18 protein-coding genes are annotated in these 19,440 nt (G+C 68.8%); 9 read left to right on the forward strand and 9 right to left on the reverse strand.

The features are described 5' to 3' along the window. Positions 1–4: 4 nt before the first annotated feature. Together P3W85_RS17255 and P3W85_RS17260 are read right to left on the reverse strand one after the other, a co-directional pair. Positions 5–982: a Bug family tripartite tricarboxylate transporter substrate binding protein gene (locus P3W85_RS17255; RefSeq protein ID WP_276265674.1), complete on the reverse strand. Its 978-nt coding sequence runs from the start codon at positions 980–982 to the stop codon at positions 5–7. Positions 983–1,138: 156 nt separating this feature from the next. Continuing rightward, positions 1,139–2,062 carry a LysR family transcriptional regulator gene (locus P3W85_RS17260; protein ID WP_276265675.1) on the reverse strand — a complete coding sequence of 308 codons (924 nt, stop codon included), beginning with the start codon at positions 2,060–2,062 and terminating at the stop codon, positions 1,139–1,141. Between the two features lie 147 nt (positions 2,063–2,209). On the opposite strand from P3W85_RS17260, the gene P3W85_RS17265 reads away from it, so the two are divergent. Continuing rightward, on the forward strand, positions 2,210–3,076 hold the full coding sequence (locus P3W85_RS17265) for a MerR family transcriptional regulator (protein ID WP_276265676.1): 867 nt from the start codon (positions 2,210–2,212) through the stop codon (positions 3,074–3,076). A gap of 31 nt (positions 3,077–3,107) precedes the next feature. Here the strand turns inward: P3W85_RS17265 and P3W85_RS17270 are convergent, their stop codons facing one another. The 6 genes from P3W85_RS17270 to P3W85_RS17295 all read right to left on the reverse strand — a co-directional run bounded on the left by P3W85_RS17270 (position 3,108) and on the right by P3W85_RS17295 (position 9,129). Further along, on the reverse strand, positions 3,108–3,272 hold the full coding sequence (locus tag P3W85_RS17270) for a rubredoxin (protein ID WP_276265677.1): 165 nt from the start codon (positions 3,270–3,272) through the stop codon (positions 3,108–3,110). Continuing rightward, the gene (locus P3W85_RS17275; RefSeq protein ID WP_276265678.1) at positions 3,269–4,141 is read right to left on the reverse strand and encodes a metal-dependent hydrolase; all 873 of its coding nucleotides are present in this window, start codon (positions 4,139–4,141) and stop codon (positions 3,269–3,271) included. The genes P3W85_RS17270 and P3W85_RS17275 overlap by 4 nt, the downstream gene beginning before the upstream one ends. Positions 4,142–4,210: 69 nt before the next feature. Beyond that, a complete protein-coding gene (locus P3W85_RS17280) occupies positions 4,211–5,173 on the reverse strand; it encodes an alpha/beta fold hydrolase (protein WP_276265679.1) in 963 nt (320 codons plus the stop codon). Beyond that, entirely contained in the window at positions 5,170–6,075 is a 906-nt protein-coding gene (locus P3W85_RS17285) for an SDR family NAD(P)-dependent oxidoreductase (RefSeq protein WP_276265680.1), read from the reverse strand. Before P3W85_RS17285 ends, P3W85_RS17280 begins: the two co-directional genes overlap by 4 nt. 70 nt (positions 6,076–6,145) lie before the next feature. Continuing rightward, a complete protein-coding gene (locus P3W85_RS17290) occupies positions 6,146–7,741 on the reverse strand; it encodes a flavin-containing monooxygenase (protein ID WP_276265681.1) in 1,596 nt (531 codons plus the stop codon). Positions 7,742–8,025: 284 nt separating this feature from the next. Further along, positions 8,026–9,129 carry an AraC family transcriptional regulator gene (locus P3W85_RS17295; RefSeq protein WP_276265682.1) on the reverse strand — a complete coding sequence of 368 codons (1,104 nt, stop codon included), beginning with the start codon at positions 9,127–9,129 and terminating at the stop codon, positions 8,026–8,028. Positions 9,130–9,339: 210 nt separating this feature from the next. Here P3W85_RS17295 and P3W85_RS17300 point away from each other — a divergent pair, with 210 nt between their 5' ends. The 7 genes from P3W85_RS17300 (at position 9,340) to P3W85_RS17330 (ending at position 17,886) form a co-directional block, all read left to right on the forward strand. Then, on the forward strand, positions 9,340–9,954 hold the full coding sequence (locus P3W85_RS17300) for a hypothetical protein (RefSeq protein WP_276265683.1): 615 nt from the start codon (positions 9,340–9,342) through the stop codon (positions 9,952–9,954). 4 nt (positions 9,955–9,958) lie between these two features. Next, positions 9,959–11,554: a GMC family oxidoreductase gene (locus tag P3W85_RS17305; protein WP_276265684.1), complete on the forward strand. Its 1,596-nt coding sequence runs from the start codon at positions 9,959–9,961 to the stop codon at positions 11,552–11,554. 286 nt (positions 11,555–11,840) lie between these two features. After that, on the forward strand, positions 11,841–12,776 hold the full coding sequence (locus tag P3W85_RS17310; protein WP_276265685.1) for a TetR/AcrR family transcriptional regulator: 936 nt from the start codon (positions 11,841–11,843) through the stop codon (positions 12,774–12,776). 291 nt (positions 12,777–13,067) lie between these two features. Further along, positions 13,068–13,949 (forward strand): DUF1571 domain-containing protein, encoded by an 882-nt coding sequence (locus P3W85_RS17315; protein WP_430869563.1) that lies wholly within the window; start codon positions 13,068–13,070, stop codon positions 13,947–13,949. Positions 13,950–14,193: 244 nt separating this feature from the next. Beyond that, positions 14,194–15,540, forward strand: coding sequence for a DUF2957 domain-containing protein (locus tag P3W85_RS17320; RefSeq protein ID WP_276265686.1), 1,347 nt, complete (start codon positions 14,194–14,196; stop codon positions 15,538–15,540). 97 nt (positions 15,541–15,637) lie between these two features. After that, positions 15,638–16,978 (forward strand): DUF2957 domain-containing protein, encoded by a 1,341-nt coding sequence (locus P3W85_RS17325; RefSeq protein ID WP_276265687.1) that lies wholly within the window; start codon positions 15,638–15,640, stop codon positions 16,976–16,978. Between the two features lie 50 nt (positions 16,979–17,028). Then, a complete protein-coding gene (locus P3W85_RS17330; protein ID WP_017230783.1) occupies positions 17,029–17,886 on the forward strand; it encodes an OmpW/AlkL family protein in 858 nt (285 codons plus the stop codon). Positions 17,887–18,066: 180 nt separating this feature from the next. On the opposite strand, the gene P3W85_RS17335 is transcribed toward P3W85_RS17330, so the two are convergent. Beyond that, the gene (locus P3W85_RS17335) at positions 18,067–18,525 is read right to left on the reverse strand and encodes an Lrp/AsnC family transcriptional regulator (RefSeq protein ID WP_276265688.1); all 459 of its coding nucleotides are present in this window, start codon (positions 18,523–18,525) and stop codon (positions 18,067–18,069) included. 189 nt (positions 18,526–18,714) lie between these two features. On the opposite strand from P3W85_RS17335, the gene P3W85_RS17340 reads away from it, so the two are divergent. Continuing rightward, positions 18,715–19,323: a glutathione S-transferase gene (locus P3W85_RS17340; protein ID WP_276265689.1), complete on the forward strand. Its 609-nt coding sequence runs from the start codon at positions 18,715–18,717 to the stop codon at positions 19,321–19,323. Positions 19,324–19,440: the final 117 nt, after the last annotated feature.

Genomic DNA, 19,440 nt, shown 5'->3' on the forward strand with positions numbered 1-19,440 from the left:
CGGCTTATTCGTGGATGCCCGCGGTCTGCACGATGCTCTTGTACTTCGCTGTTTCGCGCTTGATGAACGCGCCGAACTGGCCCGGGCCGCCGGGCGCGACTTCCACGCCGGCCTCGGCCAGCTTCTTCTTCACGTCGGGCATGGCCAGCACGGCCTGCATCTCGGTATTGAGTCGCTCGGTCACGGCGCGCGGCGTGTTGGCGGGCGCCATCAGGCCGAACCACACGCCCATGTCGACGCCCTTGAGCGCGCTGCTTTCCGCCAGCGCAGGCACATGGGGCGCCACCTGGGAGCGGCGCGCCTCGGTCACGCCGTAGGCCTTGACCCGGCCCGCCTGGATATGGGGCAGGGCCGACGACAGCACCATCACGGCGAGGTCGATCTGCCCGCCGAGCAGGTCGGTCGCCATGGCCGACGCCCCCTTATAGGGCACATGGGTGATATTGACCTTGCCCTGCTGCTTGATCAGTTCGCCGGCCAGGTTGAGCGGCGTACCCACGCCGGACGAGGCGTAGGCAAGCTTGCCCGGCTGCGCCTTGGCCAGCGCGATCAGCTCGTCGGCATTCTTTGCCGGCAGCGCGCTCTTGCCCACCAGCACCATCGGCTGGGTGCCGACGAAGGTGATCGGCGCCAGGTCGCGCTCGCCGTCGTAGCGCACGGCGGGATTGGTCAGCCGCGCGATCGAGACTTCGCTGCCCGAGCCCATCAGCAGCGTGTAGCCATCGGCTTCGGCCTTGACCACCTTGGCCGCGCCGATGGTGCCGCCCGCGCCGCCGAGGTTTTCGATCACCACGCTCTGGCCCAGGCGCTTGCCCAGCTCCGGCGCGATGGTGCGCGCCACCAGGTCGACGCTGCCGCCGGCGGTGTAGCCCACCACCAGGGAAATCGGCTTGTTCGGCCAGGCCGAGGCACTGGCGTTGCCGGCGGCGCCGGCCAGCATGATGAAGGACGCGGCAGCAGCCGCACGCAGCAATTTGTTCATGGCGGGTCTCTCTCCTTTGGCTTTGCGGATCCGTTATCTGACGGATATCCGACGGATAAGCGGCGATCTTAGAGAGCGTGCGGCTGCAACAACGTGCGGCTTTGGCAACGGCGCTTGCCGTTTTGGCAAGGGGCGGGCGCGGCAGGCAGGCGGCGGCTAGGCGACCGCGGCGCGCCAGAAGGCTTCGTCCAGCGGCCGCATGGGCGCGCGCGGGCGGTAGAGCAGGATCTGCATCGCCAGGTCGGTCTCGCCGCCCGCCTCCAGCCCGACGCGCACCAGCCGCCCGGCGTGGAGGTCGTCGGCGATCAGCCGCGCCGGCAGCCAGGCGATGCCCATGCGCTGGCGCACCATCTCGTGCACCGACTCGGCCAGGTCGCTGATGGCGATCACGTCGAGCCGGCTGGCCAGGCGCCGCCGCGCGATTTCCTGGTTGACCATGCGGCCCAGCGTCAGCGTTTCGGCATAGGCGATCATCGGCACCGGCGCGCGGCCGCGTGCCTGCAGCTTGTACAACGGCCCGCCGCCGTCCGTCGCGGCGCTCACGCAGACCAGCCGCTCCTCGCCCACCAGGTGGACCCGGTAGCGCGCGTCGTCGAGCGTCACCGGCTGTTCGGGCGCGTTGTAGCAGAGCAGGAAATCGGCGTCGCCCTCGGTGAACATCACCATCGCGTCATGCGTGGGAAAGGTGGACAGCCGCGTGCGGAATCCCGCCGCCACCGGGTCGTTGCGCAGCTGCTGGCGCAGGTTGGCCAGCCACGCCGGCACCATCGAGCGTGCCAGCGTCTTGCCGGTGGCGATCACCACGGTGCTGGCATCGGCCCGATGCGCCGCGCGCAGCGACAGGCGCGCCTCGTCCAGCGTGCGCAGCGCGCTCTGGGCCGCTTCCAGGAATTGCTTGCCCTCCCTGGTCAGGCGCACCGGAAACACGCTGCGGTCGATCAGCGGGGCGCCGGCCCATACTTCCAGCGCCTGCATGCGGCGGCCGAAGGCGGGCGGCGTGACGTTGCGCAGCTCCGCCGCGCGCGCGAGGCTGCCGGCCTGTGCCAGGCACACAAAATCCTCGAGCCAGCGGATATGCATCGGAACGCGCGCGCAGGGGCGCAGTGAAGTTGAGGGAAGGCGCCGCCCAGCGGCGGCGCTGGCGATGATTGTAGCCCTACCGGCCCGGCGCCCCGGCCCCGGGGGCACGGCGCACGGCGGCCGCGCGAGTCGGGTAGAATTTTTGCCATGGCCCTCTTCAAGCGCAGCGCCGCGCCCACCTCTCCGCCCCCCGCGCACGATGCCGCCGCCGGCAACGGCGCGCCGCCCGAATACACCATCGACGAGCTCGCGCGCGCGGCCGGCACCACGGTGCGCAATGTGCGCTCCTACCAGGACCGCGGCCTGATCGATCCGCCCGAGCGGCGCGGCCGGGTAGGCATCTACACGCAGACGCACCTGGGCCGGCTGCGGCTGATCAACCACCTGCTGGCGCGCGGCTATACGCTTGGCAATATCCAGGAACTGCTCAAGGCCATCGTCGAGGGCCACGACCTGCGCTCCATCCTCGGGCTGGAGACGGCCATCAGCAGCCCGTGGACGGACGAGCAGCCGCGGCACTACTCCTACCTGTCGCTGGCCAGGCTGTTCGGCCGCGCGGTATCGCGCCCGGCGCTGGCCAAGGCGATCTCGCTCGGCCTGCTGGAGCCGGACGGCATGGGTTATCTCGCGCGCAGCCCGCGCACGCTGGCCGCCGGCGCCGAGATCGCGCGGGCGGGTTTTCCGCTGGAGGACGTGCTGTCCATCATCGAGCATGCGCGCGGGCATTTCGAGGCGGTATCGGACCGGATCGTGGCAATGGTGGTGCGCGAACTGGACCGCTTCGGCGAAGGCAGGCTGCCGCCGCCGCAGGACGTGCCGCGGCTGGTGGACATCCTGTGGCGCATCCGCCCGCTTGCCATGGTGGCGGTGGAGGCGGAGATGAAGCGGGCGCTGGAGCAGTCTGCCAACAAATACCTGGGCGACCGCGTGGCGGCGATCATCGAGCACTTGCATGACGAGCCGGAGGGCGAGGGCGGCAAGCCGACGCGCGCATCCGGGAAGTCCAAGCGCTGAGCAGTCAGGCCTTTGACTTGAACACCCAGGCCTACAACGCCACCATCGAGAAATCCCCCTTCCTCATCCCGCAATCCGGACACCTCCAGTCCTCCGGCACCGCCGCCCAGGCCGTCCCCGCCGCGATACCGTGCTCCGGCATGCCGGCCGCCTCGTCATAGACCAGCCCGCAGATCTCGCATTGCCACACCGTCATGCCGCGGCCCTCACCGAAGGCGCGCGGCTGGAGACGCCGGCACGCGCGGCATTCGCCTCGATCTCGGCGATCAGCGGCTCGATGCGCGCGAGCTGCGCGCGGTTGTCGTGATCCCACGGATGAAAACCCGGGCGGAAGTAATCGAACCACGCCGGCATCATCCTGCGCAGCACGCCGGGCCTGCCCCACAGGAACTTCGCCGCGCCCAGGAAGCCGCCCAGCTTGTTGCGGCATTCGCGGTCGGCCATCACCAGCCGGATATGGAATACGAACACCATCGCCCAGAACGTCGCCGTGGTGGTGAGCATGGTGAAGGCCCGCAACAGGTAGCGCGAGAGCCCGGGCTTCATCACCGTGTTCCACACATCGTAGGCCACCCCCTTGTGCTCGGTTTCCTCCAGTGCGTGCCAGATCCACACCTGGTGATAGCCCGGCTCGGAGCCCCCCATCTGCTCGGGGTCGGCCAGCAGGCCGCCGGCGAGCATGGCGGTGTAGTGCTCCAGCGCGATGGTGTGCGCGAGCTGCCACGACCTGGGCAGGATCCTGCGCATGAGATTGAGCACCCTGGCCACGAAGCGGTCGAGCGGCGCGGCGGGCAGGCCAGCGTCGTTCATCAGCTTGTTGTAGAGGATATGCTCGCGCGTGTGCATCGCTTCCTGGCCGATGAAGCCGGCGATGGCGCGCTTGAGTTCGGGGTCGGCGACATCGTCGCGATAGGCGCGCACGCTATCGATGAAGAAGCGCTCGCCGGCCGGGAAGAAGATCGATAGCGCGTTGACGAAGTGGGTGACGTGGCGGCCCCGTACATGCCAGTCGCCGATGCGGCTGGCCGGTAAATGGGGATGCACATCGCGTCGGACTGGCATCATGATGATGGCTCCTGTCGATTCGTTGAATACGTCTGGCGTGGCGCCTTGCGGCAATGTCGCTATGCCGCTTCAGCGCCCGTCGAGAAAAGGCAGCAGGTCCGCCGCCACGCGCTGCGGGTCTTCTTCCATCGGGATATGGCCCAGGCCCGCGTAGCGCTGCAGGCGTGCGCCCGGAATGCGCTCGGCAAAGGCCTGCGCGTGCGCGGGCGGGATCCAGCGGTCGCGCTCGCCCCACAGCACCAGCGTGGGCGCGCGGATACCGCCGAGCACCCCGGTGTCGAGCGCGTCGAAATCCAGCTTCGGCACCATGCGGCCCACGGCCTCGCGGCTGCCCTCGGCGTAGAAGAAGTCGACGTAGCGGCGGAAGGTGGCCTCGTCCACGCGCGCGGCATCGCCATAGACGTCGCGCGTGGCAGCGCGGATCACGAACTCCGGCAGCATCCACGGCGCCGACCAGCGCACCGGCGCGTGGTTGAACAGCGCGATATAGCGCGGCAGCTGCATCGGGAAGCCGGCCGCGTCGATCAGCACCAGCTTGCCGACGCGGCCGGGATGGCGCGCCGCCATGTCCCAGGCGATCAGGCCGCCGAGCGAGTTGCCGATCACGCTGGCGCGCTGCAGGCAGACGGCGTCGCAGAAGCCATCGATGAAACGGCGATAGGCGTCGACGTCCATGGTGGCGATGCGCCGGTGCGCATCGCGCAGCGGCCCGGTCAGGCCGAAGGGCGGCAGGTCCACGCGCAGCACGCGGTAGCGCTGCGTCAGCGCCGGCATCAGTCCCTGCCAGGTATGCAGCGAGGCGCCGAAGCCATGGATCAGCAGCAGCGGCTCGGCATCGGGCGCGCCTTCGTCGGTGTAGTGCACCAGCGTGCCCATCACCTGCACCCAGCGCGAGCCCGGCAGCGCGTGGCGGCGTGCCAGCGTTTCGCGCGACAGGCTGAACAGCCCGATGCGGCCCTGGCCGAACCAGCGCGTGAACACGCCCGGCGGCTGTAGCAGGCGGCTGTCCGCCGGCATGGCGGCGCGGTTCATTGCGCGTCTCCGCCGCCCGCGGTCTTCGCCGCCGGCGCGCCCGTGCCGGCGGGCTTGCCGAGCGGCCCTTTGCGGCGCGCGTCGAATACCACCAGCGCCTGGTAAGCGGCGGGCAGCACCCGCGCCATCATGTCGGCGGCCACCGCGTCGGGCCCGATCAGCACGCGGCGGCGGTTGTGGCGCACGCCATCGAGGATCACGCGCGCGGCCCTGTCCGCCGTGGTGATGAAGTACTTCTCGAAATCCTCGCGCCCTTGCTGCTCGTCGTGCACCAGGAAGCCGGCGACGTTGGGCGCAATGCGGCTGGCCTGGGCGATATTGGTCTTGATGCCGCCCGGCAGCACGCAGGTGGCCGACACGCCGCAGGCGAGCATGTCCAGCTCCTGGCGCAGGGATTCGGTGAAGCCGCGCACCGCGTACTTGCTGGCGTTATAGCCGCTCATGCCGGGCTGGGCGAACAGGCCGAAGACGCTCGAGGTATTGATCACGTGGCCCTCGCCGCTGGCCTTCAGGTAGGGCAGGAAGGCCTTGGTGCCATGCACCACGCCCCAGAAGTTGATACCCATGATCCATTCGAGATCCTCGTAGCTCATGCCTTCGATGGTGCTCGACAGCGCCACGCCGGCATTGTTGAAGATCAGGTTGACGCGGCCGTGCGCGCGCGCCGACTCCTCGGCCCAGGCATACATGGCGGCACGGTTGGCCACATCCACGCAGTGCTGGGTAAAGGCCAGGCCCGGCGCCACCCGCATGAGCTCGGCCACGGTCTGCGCCAGGCCTTTTTCATTGCGGTCGGACAGCGCCAGCCGGCAGCCATCGCACGCCAGCGCGAGCGCGAGCGCGCGGCCCATGCCCGAACCGGCGCCGGTGATGGCGGCCACCTTGTCTTTGAAGTGCTTCATGCCGGGGTCTCCTCGGGTGTGTCTTGCCTGCGTTTTGTGCGTTGTGCTTGCGGGCTGCGGCGCATGGGGCTCATGCCTTCACGGCCTGCCCGGCGCTGCTGGTTTCGCCCGCCTGCGCGGCAGGCGCAGTGCGCATCAGCGGGCGCGTCTCGTAATCCGCCAGCCGGAAGCGCGCGGTGGCGCGGCGGAACTGCCAGGTGAAGCCCGGCCACAGCGTGGTGTTCTTGCCGCTCTTCGGGTCGAGATACCAGCTCACGCAGCCGCCCTCCGACCACACGGCGCGCGCCAGCCTGCGCTGCAGCCCGGCGTTGTAGTCGCGCTGCGCGGGCGGGCGCACGCCGATGGCTTGCACGCCGTGCTCGCCCATGGCCTTGAGCGCGCCGAGGATGTAGTTCACCTGCGACTCGATCATGAACACCATCGAGCTGTGCCCCAGGCCGGTGTTGGGGCCGACCACCAGGAACAGGTTGGGGAAGCCGGCCACGGTGGTGCCAAGATAGGCCTCGGCGCCGTCGCGCCAGGCATCGAGCAGGTCGGTGCCGCGCTGGCCCAGGATGGCGCCGCGCGGGATCGGGTCGGTGGCGTGGAAGCCGGTGCCGAAGATGATGCAGTCGGCCTCGCGGCGGCTGCCGTCGCGCATCACGATGGCGTCTGCCTCGATGCGGTCGATGCCGGCGGTGACCACATCCACATTGGCGCGCGCCAGCGCCGGGAAGTAGTCGTTGGAGATCAGCACGCGCTTGCAGCCGATGGTGTAGTCCGGCGTGACGGTGGCGCGCAACGCGGGGTCGGCGATCTGCTGCCTGATATGGCGGCGCGCGATGCGCTCCACCACCTTCATCAGCCCGGGATGCACCACGAAGCCGAGCACGCGCGACTCCAGCGTCCAGTAGATGCCGGTGCGCAGCAGCTTCTGCGCAAAGGGCAAGCGGCGGAACAGCCAGCGCTCGGCGGCGGACACCCGGCGGTCGGGCTTGGGCATGATCCACGGCGGCGTGCGCTGGAACAGGTCCAGGTGCGCCACCTGCGGCGCGATCTGCGGCACGAACTGGATGGCGCTCGCGCCCGTGCCGATCACCGCCACGCGCTTGCCCGCCAGCGCATAGCCGTGGTTCCAGTGCTGCGAGTGAAACGCCTCGCCGCGGAACCGGTCCAGGCCCGGGATATCGGGATAGGCGGGCCGGCTCAGGCCGCCCATGCCGGACACCAGCACCCGTGCCCGCACGCGCTTGCCATCGGCCATCTCGAGCTGCCAGGTGCCGCCTGCCTCGTCCCACGCCGCGCGGCGCAGTTCATGGTTCAGGCGCAGGTGGGGGCGCAGGCGGAACTGGTCGGTGCAGCGTTCCAGGTAAGCGCGGATCTCCGGTTGCGGCGAGAACATGCGCGACCAGTCCGGGTTGGGCGCGAAGGAAAAGGAGTACAGGTGCGACTGCACATCGCAGGCGCAGCCCGGATAGTGGTTGTCGCGCCAGGTGCCGCCGACCGCGGCGGCCTTCTCGAAAATCGCGAAGTCATGCCGCCCGGATTGCTTGAGCCGGATCGCCATGGCCAGCCCGGCGAAACCGGTGCCGATGATGGCGATATCGCAATGCTCGGCCGGGCCGGGGCCTTGGAGAAAGGGCACGGCTGTGGATAACTCGGGTGGCAGGTCCGCAGGGGCGTTCATGGGCTGTCTCTCGTGCCGCTGGCGGGTACGGCGGGATGCCGCACCGCGTCGCAACATCATTGATTGTGACATTGATGGATGTCATCGTAGGCAGCCGAAGGCCCGGGGTCAATACGCGATTTGGAATACCGGCTCTAATTTTTGGCAGATTTTAGTGATGTTTTGACCGCATTAAACGCAAGAAAACGGCGTTTGGCGCACTGGGCGGCGTACCCACCGCTGCGTTTGAAACCGCGCACCGCGCAGTCCGGGGGTCACGAAACGATCCGCAGGGGGCAAGGAAATCAGCCGCGAGCGCCACCGAGCAGGCGCCGGCGCCAGGCGTTGGGGGTTTCCTGGGTCCAGCGTTTGAATGCGTGGCTGAACGCGCTTTGCTCCGAAAAGCCCAGCAACATGGCCAGTTGCGCCAGGCTGATGGCGGGGTCCGCAAGATAGTGCTCGGCTTTCAGACGGCGCACGCCGTCGACCAGCGCGGAGTAGCTCAGCCCTTGCGCCTGCAGCCGGCGCTGCAGCGTGCGCACCGGCAGCCGCAGATGCGCCGCCACCGCGGCGATCGGCACCTCGCCCCGGTGCAGCGCGCCGCCGATGAAGGCGCGCGCCTGCGCGATCTCCCCGGTGCCGCCCGCCTCCAGCGCGCGCAGCTGGGCCTGGGCGATGCGCGCCATCTGCGCCTGCATCTGCGCATCGGCCTGCATCGACGGGCGCGCCAGCAGGGCGGGGGCGATGTGCATGGCATGGCGAGGCGCGTTGAACACGACCGGGCAACCGAACACCTGTGCGTATTCATCGGCATGGCCGCCCGGCGGCGGCGCGTGGGGAAACTCGATGCGCTCGGCAAAGTGGCCATCGCCCAGCAGCCACCGCGCGAAACAGATCCACGTGGCCATATGCAACTCGTGCGCGTGGCGCGAAAGCGGGCCATGCAGCGCCTCCCACGTCATCCACGCGCCCTGCGCCGTTTCATGCAGGCGGGTGCGGCCGATGTCGTTGGCAAGTACCTCGTAGCGGATGCCCTGCAGGATGGCCTCGCGCACGGTGGGCGTGGTCAGCACCACATAGCCCATCTCCGCATAGTGGCGCGGCCGGAACCGCGCGCCCGCGTGCAGGCCCGCCAGCGCATCGCCGGCCGCATGGGCAAGGCCGTCGAGCAAGGCCAGGTAGCTGGCCGCGCGCACACGCGCGGCAGGGCCACCGGCGCCGTCGAGCAAGGCGGGATCCAGCCCGGCCATCGCCAGCTGGTCGGCCGGCGCAATGCCGGCGGCTTCGCCGTAGTCGAGCACGGTACGCAGATACGGCAGCGACACGGTGCCGCCCGTTTCAGCGAAACAGGAAGCGGGAGCGATGGCGGTGATGGCGGCTGCGCTGGCCGCCGCATTGGCGCGTGGCATCAAATCACTGTCATGCGGGATCAAGACCGGGGAACGATCTTTGTCCAAACTGAGGCGAGCGTCAATGCGGGCTGTCCCGCAAATGCAAGGTCCGAAGCGCCGGACGAAGCTGACCGGATGCGCCAAAGCCGTCCGAAATGACGACGGTGCTGCCCCCCTCCCACAAGCAGGAGAGGGCAGCAAACCAAACCACCGAAGACCGGAGACGCCATGCCCATCCCACCCACCGAGCCGCCCGACGCCGCCGCGCTATCGCGGCGCGGCTTCCTCAGGATCGGCTTCGGCCTGTCCGCCGCGATCGCCTGCGCCGGGCTGATCCCGGCCTTGTCCGGCTGCTCGCCCGCGCGCAAGCAGCCGGCGGCCGGCATGCGCTTCCTGCGCGAGACCGACGTGGCGCTGTTCACCGCGCTGCTGCCGGCCGTGGTGGCCGAGCTCGCCGCCCGCGACGCCGCCACGCGCCAGTTGCACCTCGAGCAGGCCCTGGGCAACGTCGACGCCACCTGTGCCGCCATGGAGGCCAACGCGCGCGCGGAACTGCGCAAGCTGCTCGACCTGCTCGCCATCGGGCCGCTGCGCCGGGTCCTGGGCGGCGTGGGCCAGGACTGGCGCCAGACGGATCCCGCGCAGGCCCGCCACTTTCTCGCGCGCTGGCGCGCCAGCCGTTTCGCCACCTTGAATGCCGGCGCCGTGGTGCTGGTCAAGCTCTGCAGCGTGGGCTACTACCTGCTGCCGGCGGCATGGCCGGGCAGCGGCTATCCCGGCCCCAATCCCGCGGTCTACCGCGCCCTGCACGCCAACGCCTCATCCGCCTCACAGCACGCCTGACATCATGGCCATCCCCGATATCTACAGCGCCGGCATCGCGTCCGGCTGGAAAGTCGTCGACGGCGCCGCGCTTGCCGCGCCGCTTGCACTCGACGCCGACGTGGTCATTGCCGGCAGCGGCGCCGGCGGCGGCGTCGCCGCCGAGGTCCTGAGCGAGGCCGGCCTGCGCGTGGTGCTGCTGGAGGAGGGCGCGCTACGCACCGCCGACAGCTTCAAGGACATGGACGAAGGCCGCGCCTATCGCGAGCTATACCAGGAGGGCGCGGCGCGGGCCACCGCCGATGGCGCCATCGCCATCCTGCAGGGACGCGCCGTGGGCGGCAGCACCACCGTGAACTGGTCGTCGAGTTTTCGCACGCCCGGGCCCACGCTGGCGCACTGGGCCGGGCACCATGCGGTGAGCGGCCACGGCGCGCAGGACATGGCGCCGTGGTTCGAGCGCATGGAGGCACGGCTGTCGGTGGCGCCGTGGGGCATGCCGCCCAACCACAACAACGATGTGCTCAAGCGCGGCTGCGACAAGCTGGGCTGGGAGTCGCACGTGATCCCGCGCAATGTGAAAGGCTGCTGGAACTCCGGCTATTGCGGGCTGGGCTGCCCGGTCAACGCCAAGCAGTCGATGCTGGTGTCGACCATTCCCGCGGCGCTGGCCAAAGGCGCCACGCTGGTCCATCGCGTGCGGGTGCGGGCACTGGAACACGATGGAAAATCCGTGACGGTGCTGTCCGGCGAAGCCCTTGGCGCCGACGGCCGCACACCCTCCGGCATTGCCGTCACCGTACGCGCGCGTCACTACGTGGCCGCCGGCGGCGCCATCAATACGCCAGCCCTGTTGCTGCGCTCACGCGCGCCGGACCCATATCAGCGGCTGGGCCTGCGCACCTTCATCCATCCGGTGAACCTCAGCATCGCCGTCATGCCCGAGCAGGTGGACCCGTACTATGGTGCGCCGCAATCGATCGCCTCGGATCACTTCCAGTGGAAGGATGGCGCCACCGGTGCGATGGGCTACAAGCTGGAAGTGCCGCCGCTGTTCCCCGGCATCAGCGCCGGCGTGTTCAACCAGGTGGGCGACGCACTGCGCGCCGACATGGCCGCGTTGCCGCACACCAACGCCATGCTGGCGCTGCTGCGCGACGGCTTCGTGCCGCAGAGCGAAGGCGGGCGCGTGCGCATCGCCGGCGACGGCAGCCCGGTGCTCGACTACGACATGAGCGACTACGTATGGGACGGCGTGCGCCGCGCCTGGCTGAGCATGGCCGAGGCGCAGTTCGCCGCCGGCGCCCTGAAGGTGCGGCCGGCCCATCTCGACGCGCCATACTACGACAGCTGGGCGCAGGCCCGGCAGGGCATCGCCGCCTTGCCGCTGGCCAAGTTCCGCGCGGCGCTGTTCACCGCGCACCTGATGGGCGGCTGCGGCATGAGCGACCAGCCCCAGGGCGGCGTGGTGGACAGCCATGGCCGGCATCACCAGCTGGGCAACCTGTCGGTGCTGGACGGCTCGGTGTTTCCCACCAGCATCGGTGCGAATCCGCAACTGTCCGTCTTCGCACTGACGGCGCAGAACGCCCACGCGCTTGCCGCTGAGCTGGCCCGGTGAGCGCCGGCGGCAGTACGGCGCGAGTGCATGCGCGCCGTGCGCGCACCCCCTGCTTGAGTGGGGGAGAACAAAGCAATCTGCCGCGCGCCGCGCAAATGCACAATGCACAATCCACAATGCAAAGGAATTAGAGTCTTCTCTCCAAAATTGCACTTGTGAAACGCCCACAGCGCTCGCTAGGCTCCCTACAGCTGTTTCAAGCATCCGTTTGCCGTCAGAGCATGGAGCGGGACAGTGGCAGGATTGGCAAGGGGTCCACTGCATGACAATACGAGACACGCCCCCTATGAAGACCGGGAAAGGCACGGCAGGAGACACCAAGGCCCGTATTCTCGACGCAACCGAGCGCTTGTTTATCGAGGTTGGCTATGAAGCCACCTCGCTGCGGCAAGTGACATCTCGCGCGATCGTCAATCTGGCCGCGGTCAACTATCACTTCCGCAGCAAGGAAATCATGATGCAGGCGGTCCTGGGCCGCCGGCTGGACCCGCTCAATACGCGGCGCCTTGCACTGCTCGACGCCTGCGAGGCCCGCTGGCCGGGCAAGGAAATCCGCTGCGAACACGTCATGGGCGCGCTGTTCGTGCCCGCACTGCAGATGGCGCGCGAGCCCGAGGCCGGCGGCCCATCGTTCCTGCGGCTGCTGGGGCGCGTGTATTCGGACACCTCCCCCTTTATCCAGTCCTACCTGCTTGGGCACTATGCGCCGGTGTTCGGCCGCTTCTCCGACGCCTTCGCCCGCGCCCTGCCGGAGATCCCGCCGCAGGAACTGGGATGGCGCCTGAACTTCGCGCTCAAGGCGGTGGCCGGCGTGCTGGCCGGCGATGAACTCGGCAACCTGCTGCCGGCGTTCACGCAGGGCAAGGACCTGAGCGACGCGCATGTGCTCGCACAGTTGAGCGCCATGGTGGTGGCCGCGCTGAAGGCACCCGTGCCTGCCAGCCAGCAGCTCTGCGCGCTGCAGGACGTGTATCAGATCGGCGAAAACCAGCACGCCATGGCACGCGCGCAGCAGGCCGCGTTGAGCGCATTGGTGGCGGAGCAGGCGCTGCACGCCGACACCCAGGCCGCTGCCGCCCGCAGGAACCGCCGGGCGGCCCGCAATGAGGACGCCACGCGCGCCGCGGTCGCCAGCATGGCGGTGCGCGGCGCGCGCGAGCACCCCATCGTCTTTCCGAGCAACCCACTCGACGACTGGATGCGCACCCGCTCCAGAACCTAGGGGCGCGGCAGCGCCGGCCGACCGCCGGCGCAAGCCGAGCCGCGCTCATCCGCTGCCCGAGCCGCGTAGCCACGTCGCCACGCTATCCGCACGATCCGCGCTTGGCGGGCCGTAGGCGAACCGCGCCCAGGCAACCTGCTTCGTTGACCACACGCGTGCGTCCAGCGCACGCGCATGGCCCGCTGTCGCCTGCGTTCCGGCAAGCCAGCGCCATCACAGGAGACCTTGACCGTGAAGCCTTCGCACGCCGATGCGCCGAGCGCATCCCGCACCAGAGCGCCTTCCCCCTTGCTGCGCCTGCTGGCCGGCACCTGCGCGATCGCGCTGGCCTTGCCGGCCCTTGCACAGCCCGGCGGCGGCGCCGCGCCTGCGGCCGCCACCATGCCCTCGGGCTCTGGCACCGCCTTCGACGGACTCTCCGCCAGGCAGCAGGCCGCGCTGTTCTCGAAGCAAGTGGCCAGCGGCGAGCTGGCCAGGCTGCCGGACGACCAGTTGCTTGCGGTATTCAACGCCCTGCAGCCCGAAACGCCGCTGCTCTGGGCCAAGGCCGAGATGAACCGCTATCCCGAGTACGAATACTGGATGACACGCCAGGAAAGGCTCAATGGCCAGTGGCAGGACCAGCCCGCACGCATGATGATCCGCTACCGCCATTCGCCGCGCCAGCTCTACGCCAGGTGGCTGCCGGGCGGCAGCCAGGCCGGCCAGGAAATCCTCTACGACGAAACGCAGCGCAAGGATGAGATGTACGGCCATCTCGGCGGCCTGATGGGCTTCACCTCGATGTGGATCGCGCTCGACGGCACCATCGCGCGCGCGCAGTCCAACCACACGGTGCGCGACCTGGGCTTCCAGTATGTGGTGGCGATGCTCGAGCGCAATGCCGGGTCGCTGCGGGCGGCGGGCCTGACGGAAAGATTCACGCGCGCCGAGGTCGTGCAGGAACAAGGCATGCGCATGGTGGCCCTGACCTGGGAGCTGCCCGCCGGCGCGCCACGCTACTACGCCAAGCGCGTGCAGTTGATGCTGGACCTGAAGAACCCGTGGCCGCGCGTGGAAACCGCGTGGGATGCCGACGGCAACATGGTCGAGAAGATCGTCTTCGAGAAGGCTGTGCGCAAGACATTCGATGCCGGCGCCTTCGATGCGAAGAACAGCGACTACAGGTTCTGATGCCGCTGCGGGTTCCGGTGGATCCGTACGCGCCGGCGCACGCGCAGTGGTTTGAACAAGCGGCGCAGGCACTTGCCCGGCCGTGGCAGGCGCTCGGCGCGGCCTGTTTGGAACGGGCGCTCTATTGACGCTCGCGCGGGCCAGCGGCGAGAGTCGCTGCACCGGAAGCGGCGTGAAAAGCCGGCAGGACCGGCAGGTCGAGCAAGAAAAAACCATAACAAAGCAACGAGAAAGGAGACAAGTCATGGCCCGTCTGAATGCATGCAGAGGCCTTGCAGCGATGGCTGGCACGAGCCTCGCACTGACGCTCGCCGCCTGCGGCGGCGACGGCGTTGCCAGCCCCGGCAGCGCCAATGTCGCATCCTGCGCCAGCACCAACAGCTGCCCCGCCACGGGCGCCACGCCGACAGGACCGGCTGCCGCGCCGCTGTGCCCGGCTTCACTCGATTACTCGACGGTCTACACGGGCGGCTCCGGCGCAGGGGAGTTCGTCAAGATGCAGTTCAACACCAGCGCCATGACCTATCGGCTGCAGATCATCGAGTCGCCGGTGCCGAAGGCCATCAAGAGCGTGAGCCCCACACGCGCCGGCGTGACCTTCACGGGCAAGATCGCGCATCTCACTTCGCTGCCCAGCGCGGAACAGAATCGCTGTGCGCTGGCCCTGCAAAGCGCCGCGCCTTCCGATAATGCCTCGCAGGCGATCGTCGACCCGGCCAATCCGCCGGTGATCTTCGTCGGCAACGGCGTCGCCGGCGGCGGCATTCCGGGCGCGACGATTTCCTTCGACGGGCTGCTGGGCTTCGGCGTCATTCCCGCCAGGACCTTCCCGATCTACCCGGTGCTGGCCTTCGCGCAGACAGAGACCGATTTCACCAAGGTGGCCGGCACCTACAACGTGCTGGGCTACCACCAGGTGCCGTCCGGCGGCGCCTTGATCGGACCGGTCACCAATTTCGCGCCCGCCACGGCGCGCACCGTGGAGACCCTGAATGCCGATGGCAGCTGCACCGCCGGCGCAGGCAGCTGCGTCACCACGGGCAACCCCTGGACGCCGCGCGCGCAGAACGACGGCGCCTTCGAGAGCAGCAATGCCAGCGGCACCCGCCGCTACCCGGCCTTCTACAGCCAGGCCATCACGTCCGGCAACGCCAGCCGGGCCAAGGGCGTGCTGGTGGTGGGCAAGCTCAATGGCGCGCTGGTGCCGCTGCTGATCCGGGTGGGCTATGCGCAGGTGGACTCCATCCTGAGCATCAACGTCGACGACGAGTCCGGCCTGGCCATGCTCGCGCCCGCCAGCAAGCTGAGCAATGCACAACTCAACGGCGGCTACGTGGGCTCCGGCAGCGACCTGGTCTACACCGCCTCGATCGTGCAAGGCAATGCCGTCGCGCTGATCGATCCGCTCACCATGAACGCCAGGGGCGGCTACCAGCTCGACCTGACGCAGGCCACGCCGGGCCTGGTGAGCACGGTGGACAACAGCGGCACCACGGGCGCGCTGATCTCGACCGGCCACGTGTTCGCCCACCTGGCCGGCACCGGCGGCGGCAATCCGACCTTCCGCGTGAGCGTGTTCGCGAGCCCCTGAGGCGGCCTCGCGGCGGCGGCCAGGAGGGCCGCCGTGCACGAAGAAAAAAACACACATAAAGCATCCGCGCGAAACAGCGCTTCAGGAGACAAAGATCATGCATCAGCACCCCCTGCAGGATAAGGAGCAGCATCATCGCGGCCAGCGGCCGCTCGCCACGCCTCGCGCACGCGACACGCAACGCGCGCCCGGCCGCTGGTTGCGCTATGGCGCGGCACTGCTGGGCGCGGCCCTGCTGGCCGCCTGCGGCGGCGGCGGGGGTGGCGACACCACCAGCACCAGTACCGCGGCGGCGATCCCGGTGCGCCTGTGCCCGGCCTCGCTGGATTACGCCACCACCTTCACCGGCGGTACCGGCTCGGGCGAGCTGGTCAAGGTGCAGATCGACACCACCAGGAAGACCTGGGCGGTGACTTTCCTCGATTCATCGGTGCCGCGCAAGACCGGTACGGTGCAGCCTACGCGCAGCGACACCACCGGCGGCCAGAACGTGATGACGGGCACGCTGTCGCAAGAGACCGGCCTGCCCACAGAGAAGCTCAACCAGTGCGCATTCCAGCTCAACGGCGCCAGCCTGGATCCGAGCCGGCCGGCGCGGCTGTTCGTGGGCGATGGCGTGGCGGGCGGCACCATCCCCGGCGCGCGCATCCAGTTCGATGGCGTGCTGGGCGCCGGCAAGGTACCGGACACCACCTTCCCCTACTTCCAGTTCATCGGCTTCGCGCAGACCGAGACCGACCTGAGCAAGATTGCCGGCCAGTACAACGGCTCCGGCTTCCACGAAGTGCCGTCGAAGAACTTCCAGACCGTGGCGCAGGATTACCGCATGGCGCTGGCGGCCGACGGCGCCTTCCAGGTGTGCGACAACAAGGCGGGCGGCACCTGTTCGCAGAAGGGCAAGAACTTCGTGCCGCAGGCCAATGGCAGCCTGATGTCGGCCAACTACCAGGGCGAGCTCAGTCCGCCCACGCTCGGCGCCACGCTGGGCCGCGCCTACCTGATCGTCGGCAAGCTGCGCGGCCAGCTGGTGCCGGTGATGATCCGCGTGGGCTACGCCAACGGCTCGGTCACCAACGGCATGCCGCTGGGCGCGGACGACGAGATCGGCATCGGCATGATGGCGCCGGCGGTGGCCGTCACGCAGGGCACGGTCAATGGCGAATACGTGGGCGTGGACAGCAACTTCGACTACCGCACCACGGCGCTGGTGGCTGCCGACGCCGCCATGCTCGACCCCTTCCATCCCTCGGACGCCTCGCTGGCGGTCGCGCTCAAGCTGGACTTCTCGCAACAGACCGCCGGCGTGGTGACGACCACGCGCAAGAACGGCTCGGCCAGCGATCCCACCGGCAAGTTCATCTTTGCCGGCGGCGTGTTCGGCTTTCTCGAGTCGCGCAGCGGCGGCCCGTATTTCACCATCGGCGCCTTCGTGCAATGACCGCCGCGTGGTCCGGAAAAATCAACGATAAACGCTTCGGGGAAGACACCATGACAGTGACGACGAAACCCTTTCGCCTGGCGGCATCGCTGCTGATCGCCACCCTGGCCTGGCTCGGCGGCATACCCGCCGCGCAGGCGCAGAAGGCAGGTGACAACGTGGTGGCGCTGGGCTGGTTCCATATCCGTACCGCCGGCAACAGCGGCCCGTTCACCACCAGCGTGATCGACGTGCCGATCAACGGCCCGCTGGGCCTGCCGTCGTCGTTCTCGGCGCCGGGCAGCAGCATCAGCACATCCAACGCCGACACCGTGGGATTGACCTTCAGCCATTTCTTCACCGACCATATCGCGCTGGCCACGGTGGGCGGCATTCCGCCCAAGTTCAAGCTCTACGGCCACGGCAACCTGATCCCGCCGGGCCCGGCCGGCGCGCTGGGGCAGCAGCCGCTGGGGGACGCCAACATCAACCCGATCATCAGCAGCGCGCGCCAGTGGAGCCCGGCGGCGATGGTGCAATATCACTTCTTCGAGCCCACCGCGCGGGTGCGGCCCTTCATCGGCATTGGCGTGTCGTATAACTTCTTCACCAATATCGAGCTGAACCCGGCCTTCGCCGCTTCCGTCAACAACAACCTGGGCGCGACCCTGGCCGCCGGCGCCGGCAAGCCCGGGCCGACCTCGGTGGAGGCCAAGGCATCGAACGCGTTCGCGCCGGTGTTCAACCTGGGCGGCTCGTTCGCCATCACGGACCAGTGGGGCCTGAGCGCCTCGGTGACCTATATCCCGCTCAAGACCACGTCGTCGATGGTCATCAAGGCGTCGGACGGCACGGTGCTGTCCACCTCCAAGGCGAGCCTCAGCCCGAACCCGGTCATCGTGTTCGTGGCGGCGACATACAAGTTCTGAGGGGGATGTCCAAGGCTCGTGAAATGCGCGGCAGCGAAATCGGCGTGTCCTGCACGCTGGAGACGCTCCCGCGGGCGGGAGAGGGGAGCCACAAAGCGGTCAGGATGCGCCAAAACCGTCTGAAATGACGACAGCTTTCACTCCCTCTCCCCTCACTGGGACGCTCGAGAACGCCACGCATCACTTCACCGGCAACCTCGCCGCCTGGATCGTCACGGTCTTGCGCACCGGACTCGACAGCACCAGCGACGTGGTGACCGAGCCGTGGGCCGCGAGCGTGTCGACCACGCGCTCCAGGTCCGCCGGATCGGCAATGGCGCAACGGACGATAAAGCAATGCTCGCCGGTGACGCGATCGGCCATCAGCACTTCCGGCATGGTCTCGAACAGCTTCACGTATTTCTGGATGTGCGCATGCGTGGTCTCGATGTGGATGATGGCCTGCAGGCCCACGCCCACCGCCCGCAGGTTCACGCGCGCCCCATAGCCTTCGATCACGCCCGCGTCTTCCAGCTTGCGCACGCGCTCGCTCATGGCCGGCTGCGACAGCCCGATGCGCTTGCCGAGCGCCGCCAGGCTCTGCCGCGCGTCGGCCTGCAGTGCCTCGAGGATCAATCGGTCTTTCTTGTCCAGCTCCATCCGCGGCTCCCATGCCCCGTGCGCGGCGCCGATGATTCATCGGTGCGCCGCGCCATTTTCCAATGCCTTGCCATATGCCGCGCCCGGCGATGCCATTATGCTGGAAGACATCCGGCTCGACATATCCGGTATCGATGGCGGTGTCGCCGTATCGGTAGCGAGAGCCGCAACCCCGCCCAGGAGGACAGGATGCAACTCATCGGCATGCTCGATTCACCCTATGTACGCCGCGTCGCCATTTCGCTGCGGCTGCTGGATATGCCCTTCGAACACCAACCGGTCTCGGTCTTCAGCACCTTCGAGCAGTTCCGCGCCATCAACCCGGTGGTGAAGGCCCCCACCCTGGTTTGCGACAACGGCGTGGTGCTGATGGAGTCGGGCCTGATTCTCGACTATCTCGAAACGCAGGCCGGGCGCAGCCTGATGCCGTCCGGCGGCAGCGCGCGGCAGCATGCCCTGCGCATCGCCGGGCTGGCGCTGGCCGCATGCGAAAAGACGGTGCAGATCGTCTATGAGCGCAATCTGCGCCCCGCCGAGAAGCAGCACGAGCCGTGGCTCGCGCGGGTGCGGGGCCAGTTGCTCGCCGCCTGCTCGGCGCTGGAAACGGAACTGGCAGGGGTGGCGCTTCCGGCGGACGAGCGCACGCTCACGCAGGCTGACGTGACCACCGCCGTAGCGTGGCGCTTTACGCAGATGATGCTGCCGGAAGAGGTCGATGCATCGGCGTATCCGGTGCTGGCGTCGTTCAGCGCCGCGGCGGAGCAGCTTGCCGCGTTCAAGGACACGCCGCCGCTCTGATGCCGCCCGCGAGCTTGCCCGACTGCACATTCGGCGCGCAACGGCGGGAGCGACGCCGGCGGGGTTGAAAATCCTTGCCGGCTACCGGCGCGCGGCATGGATTCCGGCGCAGAATTG

Origin of the sequence: Cupriavidus basilensis, from assembly GCF_029335485.1 — a bacterium.
GTDB classification, from domain to species: Bacteria; Pseudomonadota; Gammaproteobacteria; order Burkholderiales; family Burkholderiaceae; genus Cupriavidus; species Cupriavidus basilensis_E.

Excerpts from the sequence above, each read along its gene's own strand:
- P3W85_RS17255 (WP_276265674.1), bottom strand. The coding sequence starts at position 982 with ATGAACAAATTGCTGCGTGCGGCTGCTGCCGCGTCCTTCATCATGCTG.
- P3W85_RS17260 (WP_276265675.1), bottom strand. The coding sequence starts at position 2,062 with ATGCATATCCGCTGGCTCGAGGATTTTGTGTGCCTGGCACAGGCCGGC.
- P3W85_RS17265 (WP_276265676.1), top strand. The coding sequence starts at position 2,210 with ATGGCCCTCTTCAAGCGCAGCGCCGCGCCCACCTCTCCGCCCCCCGCG.
- P3W85_RS17270 (WP_276265677.1), bottom strand. The coding sequence starts at position 3,272 with ATGACGGTGTGGCAATGCGAGATCTGCGGGCTGGTCTATGACGAGGCG.
- P3W85_RS17275 (WP_276265678.1), bottom strand. The coding sequence starts at position 4,141 with ATGATGCCAGTCCGACGCGATGTGCATCCCCATTTACCGGCCAGCCGC.
- P3W85_RS17280 (WP_276265679.1), bottom strand. The coding sequence starts at position 5,173 with ATGAACCGCGCCGCCATGCCGGCGGACAGCCGCCTGCTACAGCCGCCG.
- P3W85_RS17285 (WP_276265680.1), bottom strand. The coding sequence starts at position 6,075 with ATGAAGCACTTCAAAGACAAGGTGGCCGCCATCACCGGCGCCGGTTCG.
- P3W85_RS17290 (WP_276265681.1), bottom strand. The coding sequence starts at position 7,741 with ATGAACGCCCCTGCGGACCTGCCACCCGAGTTATCCACAGCCGTGCCC.
- P3W85_RS17295 (WP_276265682.1), bottom strand. The coding sequence starts at position 9,129 with ATGCCACGCGCCAATGCGGCGGCCAGCGCAGCCGCCATCACCGCCATC.
- P3W85_RS17300 (WP_276265683.1), top strand. The coding sequence starts at position 9,340 with ATGCCCATCCCACCCACCGAGCCGCCCGACGCCGCCGCGCTATCGCGG.
- P3W85_RS17305 (WP_276265684.1), top strand. The coding sequence starts at position 9,959 with ATGGCCATCCCCGATATCTACAGCGCCGGCATCGCGTCCGGCTGGAAA.
- P3W85_RS17310 (WP_276265685.1), top strand. The coding sequence starts at position 11,841 with ATGAAGACCGGGAAAGGCACGGCAGGAGACACCAAGGCCCGTATTCTC.
- P3W85_RS17320 (WP_276265686.1), top strand. The coding sequence starts at position 14,194 with ATGGCCCGTCTGAATGCATGCAGAGGCCTTGCAGCGATGGCTGGCACG.
- P3W85_RS17325 (WP_276265687.1), top strand. The coding sequence starts at position 15,638 with ATGCATCAGCACCCCCTGCAGGATAAGGAGCAGCATCATCGCGGCCAG.
- P3W85_RS17330 (WP_017230783.1), top strand. The coding sequence starts at position 17,029 with ATGACAGTGACGACGAAACCCTTTCGCCTGGCGGCATCGCTGCTGATC.
- P3W85_RS17335 (WP_276265688.1), bottom strand. The coding sequence starts at position 18,525 with ATGGAGCTGGACAAGAAAGACCGATTGATCCTCGAGGCACTGCAGGCC.
- P3W85_RS17340 (WP_276265689.1), top strand. The coding sequence starts at position 18,715 with ATGCAACTCATCGGCATGCTCGATTCACCCTATGTACGCCGCGTCGCC.